The organism is Streptomyces sp. PH9007 (genome assembly GCF_059813725.1).
On record NZ_CM187440.1, the window covers coordinates 2,572,740 to 2,590,269 of the forward strand.

A 17,530-nucleotide genomic window follows, 5' to 3' on the forward strand; every position below is an offset into this window, starting at 1 on the left:
ATCCCCCATTCAAAACCTCGCTTACGGCATCTGTGTCCCACGCCACAACAATTGAGAACAACCGGACATCACTGGTACGGATGATGTCCATGTCCCCAATCCGTTACCGAGGCCGGCACCGCAAGCCGTCCCGTGCCAGCACTCTGATACGCGGCGGAGTCCTCTCCGGCGTGGTCGGCACCGTCGCCGTCACCGGCGCCGCCGCGCCCGCCCACGCGGCCGAGGACCCCGTGGAGACCACCGCCGAACTCCGCGCGCTGAACGAGATCCTGTCCGCCTCCACCAGCGAGGCGGCCCAGGCCACCGAGTCCTACGCCGACCTGGCCGGCCTGCGCCACGAGCACGCCGACGCCGAGCGGCGGGCGTTCACCACCGCCCACCGCGCGGCGGCCGAACTGCGCGCCGAGGAAGAGGCGGAGGCCGAGGCCGAGGCCGAGGCGGCCCGTCTGGAGGCCGAGGCACAGGAAGCCGCCGCCGCCCGCGAGGCGGAGGAGGCCGCCGCCTCCCGTTCCGCCGAACGCAGCACCCTGGCCGCGGCGTCCGCCCCGGCGGCCACCGAGTCGGCCCCCGCACCGGCGAGCGGCAGCGCCGCGGCCGTCATCTCCTTCGTCCAGTCCCAGCTGGGCGACGCCTACGTCATGGGCGCCACGGGACCGGACGCCTGGGACTGCTCCAGCCTGGTCCAGGCGGCCTACGCCTCGGCCGGCATCTCCCTCCCGCGCACCTCCCAGCCGCAGTCCACCTCCGGCACCCAGGTCTCGCTGAGCAACCTCCAGCCCGGCGACATCCTGTACTGGGGCAGCGCGGGCAGCGCGTACCACGTGGCGATCTACGTCGGTGGCGGCCAGTTCATCGGCGCCCAGAACTCCTCGACCGGTGTCGTCCAGCGCGACATGGAGTGGGACACCCCCACCGGCGCGGTCCGCGTTCTCTGATCCACCCGTCGTCGTGAGGGCCCCGGCCGGTCGGCCGGGGCCCTCGCGCGCGATGTGAGAAGCGACTCCGTACCGGCCCGGCGGCGCGCGCTTCTCCTACAGTGTCTGTCCGTGCTCTATGGCAGATCGGCGGAGTCCGCGGCGCTCGTCGAGGTGATCACGCGGGCCCGCGAAGGACAGGGCGGGGCCGCGGTCCTGCGGGGCGAGGCCGGAGCGGGCAAGACGGCGCTGCTGGACGCCGCGGCCGGGCGCGGTGCCGCGGCCCGCGTGCTGCGCGCCACCGGCGTCGAGGCCGAGTCCGGCCTCGCGTTCGCGGCGCTGCACCAGGTGCTGTGGCCGGTGACCGGCGCGCTGGACGCGCTGCCCGCGCCGCAGCGCGACGCCGTCCGCGCCGCCCTGGGGCTCGCCGCGGACCCGGCGGGCGATCCCTATCTGCTGGGTGCCGGTGTGCTCTCGCTGCTGGCGGAGGCCGCCGCCCCGCGCGGACTGATCTGCCTGATCGACGACTTCCAGTGGGTGGACCGGGCCTCGGCCCACGCGCTGCTGTTCGCCGCCAGACGGCTGGGCACGGAACGGATCGCGCTGCTGTTCGCCGTGCGCGGCGACGCCCCGGTGCCCGGGGTGCCGCTGACGGTGGAGGTACGGGGGCTGCCCGACGCGGCGGCGGCCGAACTGCTGCGGTCACGGCACGGCGTCCCCTCCGGCGTGGCGCGGGATCTCATCGCCGCGACCGGCGCCAACCCGCTGGCGCTGCGGGAGATCGCCGCCCGGCTGACCCCCGCGCAGCTCGCCGGGGCCGCCCCGCTGCCCGACCCGCTGCCCGGTGGCGCCCGGCTGTTCGGCGACCGGGTGGCGGCGCTGTCCGCCGGCGCCGGACTGCTGGCGCGGGTGGCCGCCGTGGAGGCCGACCTCGATCCGGCGCTGCGCGCCACCGCGCGGCTGCTCACGGAGGGCACCGGCAGCGCCGCCCCTCCGCAGGACACCGACCGCGCCGTACGGTGCGCGCTGGCCGAGCTGGAGGAGTCGGGTCTCGCCGGGCTCGATGGCACCCGGCTGCGCTTCCGTCATCCGCTCATCAGGTCGGCGGTGTACGAGGCGGCCACCCCCGCCGGACTCCGCCGGGTGCACGCCGTCCTGGCGGAGCTGACCGGGGGCGACCGCCGCGCCTGGCACCTGGCCGGTGCCGCCGTGGGCCGCGACGAGCGGGTCGCCGCCGAGCTGGTGGCCGCCGCGCGGCGGTCGCGCGAGCGCGGCGGGTACGGCAGCGCCGCCACCGCCCTGGCCCGGGCGGCCGAACTGACCCCGGAGCCGGGGCCCCGGGCGGTACGCCTGAAGGACGCCGCCGTCGCGTCCTGGCTCGGGGGCCGCCCCGGGCAGGCCGAGTCCCTGCTGGCGGAGGCCCGCGAGCTGCCGGGCACGGACGCCGCTCTGGCCCTGGAGATCGCCCGGCTCCGGGGCCGGTTCGAGCTGAACTCCGGCGACGCCGCCGAGGCCGTCCGCATCCTGTCCACGGGCGACAGCCTGGAGATGCTGGCCGACGCAGCCGAGGCGGCCTCGTACGTCGGTGACACGGCGGCGCTCGTCGGCCTCGGACGCAGGGCGGCGGCGCATCCGCCGGGGTTCCTGCGGGACTCGGTGGCCGGGATCGGTCTGGCGCTGGACGGCGACCCCGAAGGTCCGGCCCTGTTGCGGCGGGCGCTGGCGCGGGCGCGGTCCGGCGAACCCCGGGAGGCGGCGGAGTATCTGTGGGCGTCGGCCGCCGCGAGCCAGCTGGGCGAGACGGATCTGGCGGCCGGGATGGCCGAGCGGGCCGGACGGGTGGCCCGGGTCTCCGGGATGACCGGGCAGCTGCCCGTGGTGCTGGAGTTCGTGGCGACGGCCGAACGGCTGGCGGGGCGGCTGGCCGGCAGCCGGGCGGTCTCCGAGGAGGGCCTGGGTCTTGCCCGGGAGGCCGGCTACCCGAACACGGTGGCCGCGCATCTGGCGAACCTGGCGATGGTGGCGGCGCTGCGCGGCGCGGAGGAGGAGTGCGAACGGCTGGCGCGGGAGGCGCTGGCCATCGCCGTGCCGCACCGGGTGGGCCTGCGGGTGGGGGTGGCCGGGTACGCGCGGGCGCTGCTGGATCTGGGCCTGGGGCGGCACGCGGCGGCGCACGAACGGTTCACCGCCCTGACGGCGGCGGGTCCGGGCGCCGGGTCACCCGCCGTGGTGTGGCGGGTGGCGCCGGATCACATCGAGGCCGCCGTGGGTGCGGGTGAGGAGGCGGCGGCGCGGGCGGTGCTGGCGGCGTACGAACGGTCCTCGGCGCACGCGACGACGCCCGAGACCCGGGCGGTGCTGGCCCGTTGCCGGGGGCTGGTCCACTCCCGCGAGGAGGACTTCGCCGAGGCGCTGCGGCTGCACACCAATCCGTTCGAGGCGGCCAGGACGGCGCTGCTGCTGGGCGAGCGGCTGCGCCGCGGGCAGCGCCCCGGGGAGGCCAGGGCTCATCTGCGCGGGGCGTGCGAGACGTTCGAGCGGGCGGGCGCCGGGCCGTGGGCGCGGCGCGCCCGGGGTGAGCTGCGGGCGGCGGGCGAGGACGGCCGGGCGCCGGTCCCCGCCGTGCTGGACGCGCTGACCCCGCAGGAGTCGCGCATCGCGGGTCTGGTGGCCGAGGGGCTGTCGAGCAAGCGGATCGCCGCCCGGCTGTTCCTGAGCCCGCGCACCGTCGAGTACCACCTGTACAAGATCTATCCGAAGCTCGGCATCGGCTCCCGTACGGAACTGGCGCGCCTGATGGTCCTCGCGACCGGTAGTTCTACGGAAGGCACCGGGGCCGGAGCGGGACAGACTCTGCGGCATGAGTGATGTGCGTGTGTGGAGCGAGGAATTCGGTGCGGCGACGGACGCGCCGATCCTGTTGATCATGGGGTCGATGTCGCAGGGCGTGCTGTGGCCGGACGCGTTCGTCGGGCGCCTCGTCGCCGGTGGCCGCCGGGTGATCCGGTACGACCACCGGGACACCGGGAAGTCGGACACCGTCGACTTCGCGGCGAACCCGTACACCTGGGAGGAGATCAAGAACGACGTCCACCGCGTGCTGGACAACCACGGTCTTCAGAGCGCGCATCTGGTGTGCCACTCGGCGGGCGGGCTGCTGGGCCAGCTCATCGCGGTGGAGCGGCCGGAGCGGGTGCGCTCGCTGACGCTCATCGGTTCCTCGCCGCTGGGCGGCGGTGAGGGGCGGGTGATCCTGCGGGCGCTGACGGGGCAGCCGCAGGACGAGGGCAGCCTGCCCGAGCCGGCACCGGAGTTCACGGCCTTCTACCGCGCGCTGATGGCCGCCCCGCCGCCCGGGGACCGGCGCGCGCGGATCGACGGCATGATCGCCGAGCAGCGTGTGCTGCACGGCACCGGGCTGCCGTTCGACGAGGACGCGGCACGCCGGCTCCAGGAGCGGATCCACGACCGGGCCAACGACCTGTCGGCGGTGGTCAACCACCGGCTGGCCGCGGCGGCGGACCCCGACTTCGAGCCGGAGGGCGTGCTGCACCGGGTGACGGCGCCGACGCTGGTCATCGAGGGCAGCCACGAACCGGCGAAGCCGGGGCACGGGGCGGTGATCGCGGAGCGGATCCCGGGGGCGCGGCTGATGATCGTGGCGGGCATGGGCCACACCTTGCCGCCCGAGACGCACGAGGAGCTGGCCGCCGCCGTCCTCGCGCACACGGCCGGGTGAGGCCGGGCCGGCGCGGCCGGACGGGCGCTCAGACGATGGGCACCGCCGTGCCGGTGACGTGGGTACGGGGCTCCCCCGGGTCCAGGGTGATCGTCAGGTCGCTGGGGCGGCCCATGTCCTCGCCCTGCCGGATCGCGATGGGGGCGCCGGCGTCCGGTGCCAGGCCGAGGGCGCGCAGATAGCCGCCGAACGCCGCCGCGGCGGCGCCGGTCGCCGGGTCCTCGACGACGCCGCCGACCGGGAACGGGTTGCGGGCGTGGAACCGTACCGGCGACGCGCGCCACACCAGGTCCACCGTCGTCCAGCCGTGCCGCCGCATCACTCCGGCCAGGGCGTCGAAGTCGTAGGAGAGACCGGCCAGCCGTTCCCGGGTGGCGGCCGCCAGGATCAGGTGGTCGTTGCCCGCGAAGGCCACATGCGGCGGCAGCCGCGGGTCCAGGTCGGCCGCCTCCCATCCGAGGGCGCGCAGGGTGGCGTCGACTTCGGCCGCACGGGCCGGGCGGGAACGGGTCGGCACGCTGGTGAGGGTGGCCCGAACCCGGCCCGCGCCGTCCGCCACCGTCCGCACCGGGATCTCGCCCGCAGGGGTGTCGAGGGTGAGCGGACCGGGGCCGATCCGCTCGGCGAGCGCCACGGCCAGCGCGATCGTCGCGTGACCGCAGAACGCCACCTCGGCGAGCGGGCTGAAGTAGCGCACCGCGAAACGGCGCTCGGCCCTGTCCCGGGCGGTCACGAACACCGTCTCCGAGTAGCCGGCCTCGGCGGCGGTCGCGAGCATCGCGGCGTCGTCGAGACCGGCGGCGTCCAGGAGGACGCCGGCCGGGTTGCCGCCGGCCGGGTCATCGGTGAACGCGGTGTAGCGCAGGGTTCCTTCGGTCATGGCCCCACGCTGCCACCCCCTCCCCCATCGCGTCCAACGATGGATTCCGATGTGCTCCATCGGGCCCGCGCATAGCCTGTCCCGATGGACACCCGCCTCCTGCACACCTTCACCACCCTCGCCCGCACCGGCAGCTTCACCGCCACCGCCGCCGAACTGCACCTGGCCCAGTCCACGGTCACCGTGCACATCCGCACCCTGGAACGCGAGCTGGCCACCCCGCTCTTCGACCGGCTGCCCACCGGGACCGTGCTCACCGACCCCGGCCGCCGGCTGCTGGAGCGCGCCGAGGACGTCCTGGACGCCGTCGCCCGGCTGCGCGCCGACCCGGACGTCATCGCCGGCCGGGTCACCGTCGGCGCCCCCGAATCGCTGTGCTCGACCCGGCTGCCGCAGGTGATCGGCGCCCTGCGCGCGCGTCACCCCGAGGTGGAGGTCCAGCTGTCCGCGCGCGGCACGGCGGCGTGCGTCGACGGCCTGCTCGCCGGGCGGCTCGACCTCGCGCTGCTGTTCGAGGCCGAGGTCTCCGAGGTCGCGGCCGAGCCGGTCGGCCACGAACCGCTCGCCCTCCTCGGCGCCCCCGGCCACCCGCTGGCCGGCCGCCCCCGCCCGATCACCTGGGAGGAGCTGGCCGCGGAGAGCTTCTTCCTGCTCGAACAGGGCTGCTCCTACAGCGATGACCTCGAACGCCGGCTGCGGTCCGTCCCCGGCTCCCGGCCCCGGCTGACCCGCTTCGGCAGTGTGGACGCCACCCGCGCCTGCGTGGCCGCCGGCCTCGGGCTGACCCTGCTGCCGCTGGCCACCGTGCGGGAGCAGCTGCGCCACGGCCACCTGGTGCGGCTCGCCGGGCCGCCGCTCCCGGACGTTCCCGTCCAACTGGCCCGCCACCCCCGCCGCTGGATGAGCCCGGCAGCCGACGCCTTCGCCGGCCTGCTGCGTGCCGCCGCCCCGTGAACCGCCGCGCCACCGGGCGGCGCCCGCCGGCGGTCAGGCGATGTCGCGGCGCAGCGGGCGCAGCAGGGCGGCCGTGCTCGCGAGCGCGGTGTACCCGAGCAGGATCAGCGCCCCGGCAACCGGCGACAGCAGGACGACGGGATCGCTGGAGAGCTGGTCGGCCAGCGCGTCGGCCACCGCCGTGAAGTCCGTCAGCGACGCGGTCGCCCCGCCGGGCAGCCACGGGTAGAGGTGGCGGACGCCCGGGATCATCATCAGGAGGAGTTCGCCCCCGTACAGGTAGCCGACCACCACGGCCAGGGCCGCGATCTGGTGGCGGATCAGGGCGCCCATGCCGACGCCGAGGACCGTGTAGGCGACCATCGCGATGCCCAGGCGGGCCAGCAGTTCCAGGATGGTTCCCGTGGGCAGGCCCAGCGTGATCCCGCGGGCGGCGGCGGCGCCGAACAGCGCCACCGCCGAAGTGCCGGCCAGCACCAGCCCGTAGACCATGCCGGCCAGCCCGTACGTGAGGAGTTTGGCGGCCAGCACCCGCCAGCGGTCCGGCGCGTACAGGAAGGTGACGTTGACGGTGCGGTGCCGGTACTCCGAGGTCACGGCCACCGTGCCGATCGCGGCCGGGACGAAGGCGGTGAAGCCCAGGAAACCGAGAACGGAGCGCACGCCCTCCTCTGTGTGCAGCCCGGGCATCGGCGGGTCGAAGTTCTCCGGCCCGACGAAGGCGAGCAGGCCCATCGTCCCGCCGCCCAGGAGCGCCGCGGCGAACAGGATCCCCAGCCACATCCGGGTGGCGAGCAGCCGGCGCAGCTCCGCGTGGATCAGGGGCTTCATGGTGTGCTCCGTCCGTCGGCGGGGGTGCCGGGGCCGGTGGTGCCGGTGGGCCCGGTGAGTTCGAGGAAGAGCTGTTCGAGGCCGAGGTGTTCGGTGGTCAGGCCGTGGACGCGCAGCCCTTCGAGAGCGGCCAGGTCACCCACGCCCGCCGCGTCCAGCCCGCGCACGCGCAGGTCATGGGGGCCGAGGGCTTCCACCCGGTGGCCCGCGCCGGCCAGCGCCGCGGTCAGTGCGGCGGCGTCGGGGGTGCGGACCAGCACCGCGTGTGCCGCGCCGGCGAGTTCGGCCAGCGGGCCGGCCGTCACCAGCCGGCCCCGCCCGAGGACCACCACGTCGTCGGCGAACTGCTCCATCTCGCCGAGCGCGTGGCTGGAGACCAGGACGGTGCGGCCCTCCTCCGCCAGCCCGCGCAGGAACGCGCGCAGCCAGGCCATGCCCTGCGGGTCCAGGCCGTTGCCCGGTTCGTCGAGCAGCAGCACGCGCGGGTCGCCGAGCAGGGCGGTGGCCAGGTTGAGCCGCTGGCGCATGCCGGTGGAGAAGGTCGCGGTCCGGCGCCGGGCGGCCTCGGTCAGGCCCAGCAGGGCGAGCAGTTCCCCGACCCGGGTGTCGGGATGTCCGCCCATCGCGGCGTAGATCCGCAGGTGGTCGCGGGCCGTGTGCTGCGGGTGGAAGGAGCCGGCGTCGAAGGAGGCGCCCACCACGGTGGTCGGGCGGGGGAGGTCGCGGTAGCGGCGTCCGCCGATCGTCACGCTGCCGGAGGTCGGGGTGATGTGACCGACCATCATGCGCATCGCGGTCGTCTTGCCGGCGCCGTTCGGGCCGAGGAAGGCCGTGACGGCGCCCTCCCGCACGGTGAAGCTGAGGTCGTCGACGGCGGTGAGGGACCCGTACCGCTTGGTCGCCCCGCGCACCTCTATGCCGGTCATGCGCGCACCGCCGTCCGGAGCGCCCCGCCGGTCCGGGTCCTGGTCATTCCTCGTCGCCCTTCGTCGTGGTCAGCGGGAGGAGAACGGTCGCCAGCAGCCGGGGCACCCGGTCCCCGCCGGGCCCGTTCGCGAGCAGCGGCTGCACCAGTTCGCCGAACCCCCGGGCGAACCGCCCGAACTCCTCGTCGTCCAGGTGCAGCACCGTCTGCTGGTACCCGGCGCCGTCGGCGGCCAGGTCGATGTGGTCCCTGGCGAGGTAGCGCGCGTACTCGGCGAGCAGGGTGGAGATGAACGCGGTGAAGTACCGCGCGTGGTCCTCGGGGGAGGCGGCGGCGAGGGCCTCGGGGGACGGGGTCACCCCGCCCTCCGGCAGCGCGTACACCCGTTCCGCCGTCCCCTTGACCCGGCGTTCGTCCACCACCTCCAGCAGGCCGGCCCTGGCGAGGGTGGCGATCTGCCGGTACAGCGTGGCCTGCGGTACGTCGGGGAGCTGGGCGGCGAGGCCGGAGGCCGTGTGCCGGCCGCCCGCCACCGCGCCGAGGATCCGGATGCGGACGGGGTGGAAGGCCAGTTCGGCCCAGCGTTCTGCGGAAACACTCACGCCGTCGACGTTATCATTATCGAGAATGATAACGATAGCGCCGGAGTCGGCCCGTTCACAACGCGACGAGCGGCTCCGCCTCGTACGCCCGGCGCAGCAGCGCCGTGAACTCCGGCGCCGCCGGGACCGGGTGCGGCCCGATCGCGTACACCGGGACGCCGGGCGTCCACGAGTTCATCACCACGGCCCCGGCCAGCGACGGCACATCGGCCACCGTCACCTCCCGCACCCGCTGCGGCACCCCGAGCACCTCCAGCCGGCGCCGTACGATGCCCATCGTCGTACCGGTCAGCAGCTCGGCCTTCGGCCACACCACCGCCGAGCCGTCCCAGAAGGCCAGGTTCCAGATGGTGGCCTCGCTCAGCCGGCCCCGCCGGTCGGTGAACGCCGCGTCGTCGAAGCCCGCCGCCACCGCCTGCAGCGCGTCCCGCACCCGCTCGTCCGGCAGCGCCCGGCCGAACAGGTGGACGGACGCGCCGCGCAGCCGCTCCAGATGCAGATCCAGGCCCCTGGCCCGGCCCCCGCGCACCTGGAGCGCGGTGAAGTGGGCGTACCCGGCGAAGGCGAGCGGGGCCAGGTCCCCGGCGCTCGCCGCCCGCCCGCCACGGTGGACGGCGTGGAAAGAAGAGGTCATGCCCCGGACGGTAGGGCCTGACATCAGTGCGAAGGTCAAGCGGAAACCCGCACCGGGACTACGCCTTCGGCGCCACCTTCGCCAGCCCGTTGATGACCCGGTCCATGGCGTCCCCGCCCGTCGGGTCGGTGAGGTTCGCCAGCAGCTTGAGCGTGAAGCGCATCAGCACCGGGTGCGACAGCCCCCGGTCGGTCGCCAGCTTCATGATCTTCGGGTTGCCGATCAGCTTCACGAACGCCCGGCCGAGCGTGTAGTAGCCGCCGTACGTCTCCTGGAGCGTCTTCGGGTACGCCCGCAGCGTCAGCTCCCGCTGCGCCGGGGACTGCCGCGCCAGCGCCTGGACGATCACCTCGGCCGCGATCTCGCCGGACTCCATGGCGTACGCGATGCCCTCGCCGTTGAACGGGTTCACCAGACCGCCGGAGTCACCCACCAGCAGCAGCCCGCGCGAGTAGTGCGGCTTCCGGTTGAACGCCATCGGCAGCGCGGCGCCCCGGATCGGGCCGCTCATGTTCTCCGGCGTGTAGCCCCACTCCTCGGGCATGGAGGCGCACCACGCCTTGAGCACCTCGCGCCAGTCCAGCTCCCGGAACGCGCTGGAGCTGTTGAGGATGCCGAGGCCCACGTTGGAGGTGCCGTCGCCCATCCCGAAGATCCAGCCGTAGCCGGGGAGCAGCCGTGGCTCGTCGCCGCGCCGGTCCCACAGCTCCAGCCAGGACTCCAGGTAGTCGTCGTCGTGGCGCGGGCTGGTGAAGTAGGTGCGCACGGCCACGCCCATCGGGCGCTTGTCGTTGCGGTGCAGGCCCATGGCCAGCGACAGCCGCGAGGAGTTGCCGTCGGCGGCCACCACGACGGGGGCGCGGAAGGTGACCTGGCGCTTGTCCTCGCCGAGCTTGGCGGTGACGCCGACGATCCGGCCGGCCGCCCGGTCGTCCTGGATCGGGCCGGTCACATTGCAGCGCTCGAACAGCTGGGCGCCGGCCTTCTCGGCCTGCCGGGCGAGCAGTTCGTCGAAGTCCTCGCGGCGCCGCACCAGTCCGTAGTCGGGGTAGGCGGCCAGCTCGGGCCAGTCCAGCTGGAGCCGGTGCCCACCGCCGATGATGCGCAGGCCCTTGTTGCGCAGCCAGCCGGCTTCCTCGGAGACATCGATGCCCATGCCCACGAGCTGCTTGGTGGCGCGCGGGGTCAGTCCGTCGCCGCAGACCTTCTCCCGGGGGAAGGAGGTCTTCTCCAGCAGCAGGACGTCGAGCCCGGCCTGGGCGAGGTGGTACGCGGTCGTGGAGCCGGCCGGTCCGGCTCCGACGACGATCACATCAGCTGAGTGTTCGGAAGCGCTTGCATCGATGTCAGCCACGGTCGGCTCTCCCCATCGGTCCGGGTTCGGCGGCTACGAGTCTATGAGCGGATCTGAGGTCGGGCAGGTCGGAACGGTCGGACGGTCTCAGGCGGCGGGCTTCGTCCCCCGGTGCAGGGCGACGATCCCGCCGGTGAGGTCGCGCCAGGCCACCCGCTGCCAGCCGGCCTTCTGCAGCAGCGCCGCGAGGGCGGGCTGATCGGGCCAGGCGCGGATGGACTCGGCGAGATAGACGTACGCGTCGGGGCTGGAGGACACCTTTTCGGCCACCGGCGGCAACCCCCGCATCAGGTACTCCGTGTAAAGGGTGCGGAAGGGCTGCCAGGTGGGGTGGCTGAATTCGCACACCACCACCCGGCCGCCCGGCCGGGTGACGCGCAGCAGTTCACGCAGCGCCGCGTCCGTGTCCTGGACGTTGCGCAGCCCGAAAGAAATGGTCACCTTGTCGAACACATCGTTCTGGAACGGCAGCCTGGTGGCGTCCCCCGCGGTGAACGGCAGCCAGGGCTCGCGCCCCTTGCCCTCGTTCAGCATCCCGATGCTGAAGTCGCACGGCACGGTGTACGCGCCGGCCGCGGCGAAGGGCAGGGAGGAGGTGCCGGTGCCGGCCGCGAGGTCCAGGACCCGCTCGCCGGGGCGAGCGTCGACGGCGCGGGCGACGGCCTTGCGCCAGCGGCGGTTCTGGCCGAGGGCCAGCACATCATTGGTCAGGTCGTACTTCGCGGCCACCGCGTCGAACATCGCGGCGACTTCTCTGGGCTGCTTGTCCAACGTGGCACGGGTCACCGTCCCATTGTCGCGGGTCGCGATCCGGGGTGGCGGGCAGGGTCCCCCGGGTGTCGGACACCCAGGCCACCGGAGTGATCAACGTGTTGTAGCGTCATCGCCGATGCCTTCCGTAGACCGAACCATCCGCCGTGCCGGCCGTGCCGTCCTGAGGCGCCGCAGGCTCCAGCGGCGCAGACGGACGGTCGCCCTCTTCGCCGCCGCGGGCCTCGTCCTGCTGGTCGTCCTGGGCATGGGAGCCCGGCTGTTCCTGGACGGCGACGCCGGCACCGGGCAGGACCCGTCCGCCGCGCCGCCCCCGGTGGAGGACCCGGAACCCGCCCCGGACCAGGACGAGGAGCCGGAGTCCGGCCCGGACGCCGAGGAGGAGGCGGAGCAGGACGAGGCACCGGACGTGCAGCCGATCGACATCCCGCCCACCGGGCCCGGCACCTTCCGCACCGCCCCGGCCACCGGCCACCAGGTCGGCCAGGGCACGGTGCGCCGCTACATGGTGCAGATCGAGGACGGCATCGACCTGGACCCGGTCGCGACCGCACAGGAGATCGAGACCATCCTGGGCGATCCGCGCGGCTGGACCACCGACGGCATCAGCGCCTTCCAGCTCGCCGAGGAGGGCACGGTCGACTTCACGGTGAAGGTCGCCACCCCCGGCACGGTGGACGACATCTGCGGCGAGTACGGACTGGACACCGGCGGCGAGGTCAACTGCCAGGTGGGCCAGACGGTGGTGGTGAACCTGCTGCGCTGGATGGAGGGCTCCCCCCAGTTCCCCGGTCCTGTCACCGAGTACCGGGCGCTGATCATCAACCACGAGGTCGGCCACCGGCTGGGCCACGGCCACGAGGGCTGCCCGGAGGAGGGTGCCCTGGCGCCCGCGATGATGCAGCAGATCAAGGGTCTTGACGGCTGCGTGGCCAACGCCTGGCCGTACGACGAGGACGGCACGTACATCAGCGGGCCCTGGGTCCCCTGACAGGCCCTCCCTGTGGGGGAGCCACCCGGTTGACCGGTTGACGGCGCCTTACGCCGTTCGGTGGATTTGGGGCGGATCGAGGCGAAGTGCGGGACCGTGCCCCACTACCGTGGCGTGCCGGTTCCGTATCGCTTCTTCCTACCTGAGCAGGTGGATTCATGGGTTCCCACTCCCGCCCCTCCCGTCCCGTGCTGCGGATGGCCGCCGCCACCGCGGCCGCCACGGGGGCCGTTGTCGCCGCCGCCGGCGGCGCCTCCGCCTCGGCCACCACCGACAACATCGGCGCGGCGCTGGCCGGCACCCAGACCGCGCTGACCTACGGCCTCGCCGGCCCGCTCGACCTCCAGCTCAACCCGCTGGCGGGCACCGTGGTCGACCCGCTGACCAACGGGGTGGACACCCAGGTCGCCGACTTCCAGTCGGTGGGGACCACCACCTTGACCCAGCCACTCTCCGACGGCGCGTCGACCAACGATCTGCTCGGCGGGCTGACCGCCCCCGTCACCTCGCTGCTCGGCGGGCTCCCGCTGCTCGGCGGCAGCTGACCGGCCTGAGCGACCGGCCCGGGGCCGCGCCGGGCCGGTGGCCCGGGGCGGTCCCGGCCCACCGGCTAGCGGGCGTCGAGCAGCTTCAGCTCGGGGTGGGCCGTCCCGCCCTCGATCGCGGTCGAGGACAGGTGGGAGACCACCCGGTCGTCCACCGGGTCGTTCGCCGGGTCCTCGTGCACCACCAGGTGCTCGTACGTCGTCGCCCGCTGCGCGGGGACGCGGCCCGCCGAGCGGATCAGCGAGATGAGTTCGAGCCGGTTGGAACGGTGCTTGGCACCGGCCGAGGAGACCACGTTCTCCTCCAGCATGACCGACCCCAGGTCGTCCGCGCCGTAGTGCAGCGTCAGCTGGCCCACGTCCTTGCCGGTCGTCAGCCACGAGCCCTGGATGTGCGCCACGTTGTCCAGGAACAGCCGGGCGATCGCGATGAGCCGCAGGTACTCGAAGATCGTGGCCTGGGTGCGGCCCTTCAGGTGATTGTTCTCGGGCTGGTAGGTGTACGGGATGAACGCCCGGAAGCCGCCCGTGCGGTCCTGCACATCGCGGATCATCCGCAGATGCTCGATCCGCTCGGCGTTGGTCTCCCCGGTGCCCATCAGCATGGTGGACGTCGACTCGACCCCCAGGCCGTGCGCCGTCTCCATGATCTCCAGCCAGCGCTCCCCCGACTCCTTCAGCGGGGCGATGGCCTTGCGCGGGCGCTCCGGCAGCAGTTCGGCCCCGGCGCCGGCGAACGAGTCCAGACCGGCCGCGTGGATGCGCCGGATCGCGTCCTCGGCCGACACCCCGGAGATCCGCGCCATGTGCTCGATCTCGGAGGCCCCCAGCGAGTGGATCACCAGCTGCGGGAACGCCGCCTTGATGGCCGAGAAGTGCTGCTCGTAGTACTCGACGCCGTAGTCCGGGTGGTGCCCGCCCTGGAACATGATCTGGGTCCCGCCCAGTTCCACCGTCTCCGCGCAGCGCCGCAGGATGTCGTCCAGGTCCCGCGTCCACACGTCCTCGCTCTTGGGAGCGGCGTAGAAGGCGCAGAACTTGCAGGCGGTGACGCAGGCGTTGGTGTAGTTGATGTTCCGCTCGATGATGTACGTGGCGATGTGCTCGGTGCCCGCGTACCGCTTACGGCGTGCCGCGTCCGCCGCGCGCCCCAGCGCGTGCAACGGAGCGCTGCGGTAGAGCTCCAGCGCCTCCTCCGGAGAGATCCGGCCACCGTCGGCGGCTCGGTCGAGCGCGGACTTGAGCTGAGCACTCAGGGCCATGGAGGGCGTCCCTTCGGCGGGCGGAGACAGGGGTGGGCAATTCCGGGAGCCAGCGTACGCCAGGGGCTAACCCGGACGATTGAGCACTCCCTGTGCCCCGCTGTCCGGGTGCACGCTGGTATAGCGCAGCACCTGCCCCTCGCCGTCCAGCCGCAGGACCATCTGGAACTCCTCGGTCACACAGGTGCCCCGGGTGGACTGCTCGGTGTCCAGCCGCGCGTCGAAGACCGCCTCGTTCCCGCTGACCGAGGTCAGGGTCATCCGGTCCACGCAGGTGGAGAGGCCCAGGAGGTCCGTGGCGGAGGCGTAGCCGGTCTCCTCGCCGACCGCGCCGCCCTCCATGGTCAGCGTCATGCGGCCGCCGGGGATGCCGATGTCGAGGGTGAGATCGCCCTCCCACTCCCCCAGGAACCCCTCGGGAAGTTCCTGTGCGACCGGTTCGCGCGGGCTCTCCTCGACCACCGGGTCCCCGGGGTCCGCGGCGCCGTCCGTGTCCGGGCGGGTGAAGGCGTACACGCCGGCCCCGGCGAGCCCCAGCACCAGCACGGCGGCGAGCGCGGCCCGCAGGCCGCGCCGGGGCCGGGGCGGTGCGGGCGGCGCCGGCGGGACGGCGGGGGCGGGCACCGGCAGCGGGATCGCCGGGCCGAACCCGGGCGGCACCGCGGCCGGGGAGGGCACGGCAGCGGGAGCGGGAGGGGGAGCCGGTACGGGCCCGGCCGCGCCGCCGTCCGGCGGCGGCGCCACATCCAGGTCCAGGTCGAGCAGTTCGACGGCCCGCCGGCCGATGCCCTCCACCACCTCGGGCGGCAGCCACCCGGCCCGCACGAGGGGCGCCGCCCCGCCGTCCCCGGCCAGCGCCCGCGCCACCTCCCCGGGCGAGGGCCGCGCGGCCGGCTCCTTGGCCAGCATCGCCGCCACCAGCGGGCGCAGTTCCTGCGGGACCCCGGCGAGCGCGGGCGCCTGGTGCACCACCTGGTACAGCAGCTGGGTCAGCGACTCCCCCGGGAACGGCGGCCGCCCGGCCGCCGCGTACGCCAGCACCGCGCCCAGCGAGAACACATCCGTCGCCGGGCCCACCGCGCCGGACTCCCCGGCGTCCACGCCCAGCACCTGCTCGGGCGACATGTACGCGGGCGAGCCCAGCGAGACGCCGGTGGCGGTCAGTTCGCCCGCCGCGTCCACCGCCCGCGCGATCCCGAAGTCGATCAGCCGGGGCCCGTCCACCGCGAGCAGCACGTTGGAGGGCTTGACGTCCCGGTGCACCAGGCCGTGCCCGTGCACCGCGACCAGCGCCTCGGCCAGACCCGCGCCCAGCGCCCGTACGGTGCGCACCGGCAGCGGCCCCACCTCGCCCACCGTGCGGCGCAGATCGGGCCCGGCCACATAGCCGGTGGCCACCCAGGGCAGCTCCGCGTCCGGGTCGGCGTCCAGCACCGGCGCCGTGAACGCGCCGCTCCCGCCCACCAGCCGGGCCGCGGCCACCTCACGGGCGAAGCGCGCCCGGAACCGCTCGTCGACGGCGAACTGCGGGTGCACCACCTTCACCGCGACCGTACGGCCGCCGGCGCTGCGGCCCAGGTACACCCGGCCCATGCCGCCCCGGTCCAGGCGGCGCAACAGCCGGTACGCGCCCACGACGGGCGCTTCGTCGCTCGCCAGCGGCTCCACCGTCGGTCCTCCCCGTCCCTGTCCTGTGCCCGTACGTGCGGCGCCGTCAGCCGGGCGGCAGCAGCCGTACCCGGTCCGCGCCCGCGAAGCCGATCCGGCGGGCGAACTCCCGGGCCCCGCCCAGCTGCCGCTCGCCGAAGCGGAAGTCCAGCGTGGTGAAGTACCGCTCCAGCACGGTGGCGTCGAACGCCTCCCAGCGCGCGGCCTGCTCGGCGACCTTGGACACCTCGGCCAGCGACAGGTCACGGGAGGCGAGGAACGCCCGGTGCACCTCGCGCACCGTCGCCTCCTCGCGTTCCAGATAGTCGGGGCGCACCGCCCAGACCGCGAACACGAAGGGCAGGCCCGTCCAGTCGTGCCACATCTGGCCCAGGTCGTGCACCTGGAGTCCCAGCCGGGGCGCGTCGTGCAGGGCGGCGCGCAGCGCGGCGTCCCCGATGAGGACGGCGGCGTCCGCCTCCTGCATCATCAGCCCGAGGTCGGGCGGGCAGGTGTAGTAGTCGGGGGTGACGCCGAACCGTTCGGCGAGCAGCAGCCGGGCCAGGCGCACGGAGGTGCGGGAGGTGGATCCGAGGGCGACGCGCGCCCCGTCCAGTTCCTCAAGTGGCTTCTGGGAGACGATCACGCAGGACATCACCGGGCCGTCGCAGCCGACGGCGATGTCGGGCAGGGCCACCAGTTCGTCGGCGTGCCGCAGGTACTCGACGAGGGTGACGGGGCCGATGTCGAGGTCCCCGGCGACCAGGCGCTCGCTCAGCTTCTCGGGGGTGTCCTTGGTGAGTTCCAGATCCAGCAGCGTGCCGGTCCTGGCCAGGCCCCAGTACAGGGGGAGGCAGTTCAGAAACTGAATGTGCCCGACACGGGGACGGGTCCGGGGGTGTGTACTCACCCCTGTGAGGGTACGCCTGGTGTCATGCGAGCCGGCCGCGAGTTGCGATTCCCCCCGACGGGGGACTTCCATCCTTCCGGTCGTGCACACAGCGTGCTACGCTCGCAGCAAGTTGCAGTTTGGTTTCCCTTGCAGTACGAGCCTGCGGAGCATGTAACCGCAGGCTTTCGTCGTTTTCAGACTTCTTGCAGGTTCTGGAGCAGGGCGACCCTTATAGGCCCAGGGAGGGCTTATGGCTACCGGAACCGTCAAGTGGTTCAACGCCGAGAAGGGCTTCGGCTTCATCGCCCAGGACGGCGGCGGCCCCGATGTCTTCGTGCACTACTCCGCCATCAACGCTGCCGGCTTCCGCTCGCTTGAGGAAAGCCAGCAGGTGACCTTCGACGTCACCCAGGGTCCGAAGGGCCCGCAGGCCGAGAACGTCACCCCGGCCTGATCCGCCGCCCCAGGGCGTCGAATTGAAGTACCCAAGGAGCCCCCGCCTTCGGCGGGGGCTCCTGCCTTTCCCGGAACCCGCGTCCCGGCATCGGCGTCCTGTCATGCGTGCGACAGAAAAAGCGTTCCTCCCACC

17 protein-coding genes are annotated in these 17,530 nt (G+C 74.0%); 7 read left to right on the plus strand and 10 right to left on the minus strand.

Translation table 11 applies throughout. The features are described from left to right. Positions 1-89: 89 nt before the first annotated feature. The 3 genes from ACTFAP_RS11660 to ACTFAP_RS11670 all read left to right on the plus strand — a co-directional run bounded on the left by ACTFAP_RS11660 (position 90) and on the right by ACTFAP_RS11670 (position 4,653). Complete coding sequence (locus ACTFAP_RS11660) at positions 90-935, plus strand: C40 family peptidase (RefSeq protein WP_500469009.1); 846 nt, start codon at positions 90-92, stop codon at positions 933-935. 111 nt (positions 936-1,046) lie between these two features. Continuing rightward, positions 1,047-3,782 (plus strand): helix-turn-helix transcriptional regulator, encoded by a 2,736-nt coding sequence (locus ACTFAP_RS11665; protein WP_500469010.1) that lies wholly within the window; start codon positions 1,047-1,049, stop codon positions 3,780-3,782. Further along, positions 3,775-4,653, plus strand: a complete 879-nt coding sequence (locus ACTFAP_RS11670; protein WP_500469011.1) for an alpha/beta fold hydrolase — start codon at positions 3,775-3,777, stop codon at positions 4,651-4,653. Before ACTFAP_RS11665 ends, ACTFAP_RS11670 begins: the two co-directional genes overlap by 8 nt. Positions 4,654-4,681: 28 nt before the next feature. On the opposite strand, the gene ACTFAP_RS11675 is transcribed toward ACTFAP_RS11670, so the two are convergent. Then, complete coding sequence (locus ACTFAP_RS11675; RefSeq protein WP_500469012.1) at positions 4,682-5,533, minus strand: PhzF family phenazine biosynthesis isomerase; 852 nt, start codon at positions 5,531-5,533, stop codon at positions 4,682-4,684. Positions 5,534-5,617: 84 nt separating this feature from the next. Between ACTFAP_RS11675 and ACTFAP_RS11680 the strand changes: the two genes are divergently transcribed. Continuing rightward, positions 5,618-6,487: a LysR substrate-binding domain-containing protein gene (locus ACTFAP_RS11680; protein WP_495684510.1), complete on the plus strand. Its 870-nt coding sequence runs from the start codon at positions 5,618-5,620 to the stop codon at positions 6,485-6,487. 33 nt (positions 6,488-6,520) lie between these two features. Here ACTFAP_RS11680 and ACTFAP_RS11685 read toward each other — a convergent pair whose 3' ends face one another. From ACTFAP_RS11685 to ACTFAP_RS11710, 6 genes are all read right to left on the minus strand, one after another. After that, the gene (locus ACTFAP_RS11685; protein ID WP_390124293.1) at positions 6,521-7,318 is read right to left on the minus strand and encodes an ABC transporter permease; all 798 of its coding nucleotides are present in this window, start codon (positions 7,316-7,318) and stop codon (positions 6,521-6,523) included. After that, positions 7,315-8,244 carry an ABC transporter ATP-binding protein gene (locus tag ACTFAP_RS11690; protein ID WP_500469013.1) on the minus strand — a complete coding sequence of 310 codons (930 nt, stop codon included), beginning with the start codon at positions 8,242-8,244 and terminating at the stop codon, positions 7,315-7,317. The genes ACTFAP_RS11685 and ACTFAP_RS11690 overlap by 4 nt, the downstream gene beginning before the upstream one ends. A 43-nt stretch (positions 8,245-8,287) precedes the next feature. Then, a complete protein-coding gene (locus tag ACTFAP_RS11695) occupies positions 8,288-8,845 on the minus strand; it encodes a helix-turn-helix domain-containing protein (protein WP_500469014.1) in 558 nt (185 codons plus the stop codon). A gap of 55 nt (positions 8,846-8,900) precedes the next feature. Further along, positions 8,901-9,479, minus strand: a complete 579-nt coding sequence (locus ACTFAP_RS11700; protein WP_500469015.1) for an aminotransferase class IV — start codon at positions 9,477-9,479, stop codon at positions 8,901-8,903. A 58-nt stretch (positions 9,480-9,537) separates the two neighbouring features. Continuing rightward, a complete protein-coding gene (locus ACTFAP_RS11705; RefSeq protein WP_030736608.1) occupies positions 9,538-10,824 on the minus strand; it encodes a geranylgeranyl reductase family protein in 1,287 nt (428 codons plus the stop codon). A gap of 96 nt (positions 10,825-10,920) precedes the next feature. After that, positions 10,921-11,619 (minus strand): demethylmenaquinone methyltransferase, encoded by a 699-nt coding sequence (locus ACTFAP_RS11710; RefSeq protein ID WP_390124302.1) that lies wholly within the window; start codon positions 11,617-11,619, stop codon positions 10,921-10,923. A gap of 103 nt (positions 11,620-11,722) precedes the next feature. Here ACTFAP_RS11710 and ACTFAP_RS11715 point away from each other — a divergent pair, with 103 nt between their 5' ends. Further along, on the plus strand, positions 11,723-12,595 hold the full coding sequence (locus ACTFAP_RS11715) for a DUF3152 domain-containing protein (RefSeq protein ID WP_500469016.1): 873 nt from the start codon (positions 11,723-11,725) through the stop codon (positions 12,593-12,595). A gap of 158 nt (positions 12,596-12,753) precedes the next feature. Continuing rightward, the gene (locus ACTFAP_RS11720) at positions 12,754-13,140 is read left to right on the plus strand and encodes a hypothetical protein (protein ID WP_390124306.1); all 387 of its coding nucleotides are present in this window, start codon (positions 12,754-12,756) and stop codon (positions 13,138-13,140) included. Positions 13,141-13,205: 65 nt separating this feature from the next. Here ACTFAP_RS11720 and mqnC read toward each other — a convergent pair whose 3' ends face one another. The 3 genes from mqnC to ACTFAP_RS11735 all read right to left on the minus strand — a co-directional run bounded on the left by mqnC (position 13,206) and on the right by ACTFAP_RS11735 (position 16,959). Continuing rightward, entirely contained in the window at positions 13,206-14,402 is a 1,197-nt protein-coding gene (mqnC, locus tag ACTFAP_RS11725; protein ID WP_400012776.1) for a cyclic dehypoxanthinyl futalosine synthase, read from the minus strand. Between the two features lie 66 nt (positions 14,403-14,468). After that, the gene (locus ACTFAP_RS11730; protein ID WP_500469017.1) at positions 14,469-16,070 is read right to left on the minus strand and encodes a serine/threonine-protein kinase; all 1,602 of its coding nucleotides are present in this window, start codon (positions 16,068-16,070) and stop codon (positions 14,469-14,471) included. A gap of 46 nt (positions 16,071-16,116) precedes the next feature. Continuing rightward, entirely contained in the window at positions 16,117-16,959 is an 843-nt protein-coding gene (locus ACTFAP_RS11735; protein ID WP_030736630.1) for a menaquinone biosynthetic enzyme MqnA/MqnD family protein, read from the minus strand. A gap of 232 nt (positions 16,960-17,191) precedes the next feature. Here ACTFAP_RS11735 and ACTFAP_RS11740 point away from each other — a divergent pair, with 232 nt between their 5' ends. Continuing rightward, the gene (locus ACTFAP_RS11740; RefSeq protein WP_030736632.1) at positions 17,192-17,395 is read left to right on the plus strand and encodes a cold-shock protein; all 204 of its coding nucleotides are present in this window, start codon (positions 17,192-17,194) and stop codon (positions 17,393-17,395) included. Positions 17,396-17,530: the final 135 nt, after the last annotated feature.

Coding starts and splice junctions, on each gene's coding strand:
- ACTFAP_RS11700 (WP_500469015.1), bottom strand. CDS start 9,479: ATGACCTCTTCTTTCCACGCCGTCCACCGTGGCGGGCGGGCGGCGAGC.
- ACTFAP_RS11690 (WP_500469013.1), bottom strand. CDS start 8,244: ATGACCGGCATAGAGGTGCGCGGGGCGACCAAGCGGTACGGGTCCCTC.
- mqnC (WP_400012776.1), bottom strand. CDS start 14,402: ATGGCCCTGAGTGCTCAGCTCAAGTCCGCGCTCGACCGAGCCGCCGAC.
- ACTFAP_RS11670 (WP_500469011.1), top strand. CDS start 3,775: ATGAGTGATGTGCGTGTGTGGAGCGAGGAATTCGGTGCGGCGACGGAC.
- ACTFAP_RS11660 (WP_500469009.1), top strand. CDS start 90: ATGTCCCCAATCCGTTACCGAGGCCGGCACCGCAAGCCGTCCCGTGCC.
- ACTFAP_RS11675 (WP_500469012.1), bottom strand. CDS start 5,533: ATGACCGAAGGAACCCTGCGCTACACCGCGTTCACCGATGACCCGGCC.
- ACTFAP_RS11740 (WP_030736632.1), top strand. CDS start 17,192: ATGGCTACCGGAACCGTCAAGTGGTTCAACGCCGAGAAGGGCTTCGGC.
- ACTFAP_RS11680 (WP_495684510.1), top strand. CDS start 5,618: ATGGACACCCGCCTCCTGCACACCTTCACCACCCTCGCCCGCACCGGC.
- ACTFAP_RS11685 (WP_390124293.1), bottom strand. CDS start 7,318: ATGAAGCCCCTGATCCACGCGGAGCTGCGCCGGCTGCTCGCCACCCGG.
- ACTFAP_RS11720 (WP_390124306.1), top strand. CDS start 12,754: ATGGGTTCCCACTCCCGCCCCTCCCGTCCCGTGCTGCGGATGGCCGCC.
- ACTFAP_RS11715 (WP_500469016.1), top strand. CDS start 11,723: ATGCCTTCCGTAGACCGAACCATCCGCCGTGCCGGCCGTGCCGTCCTG.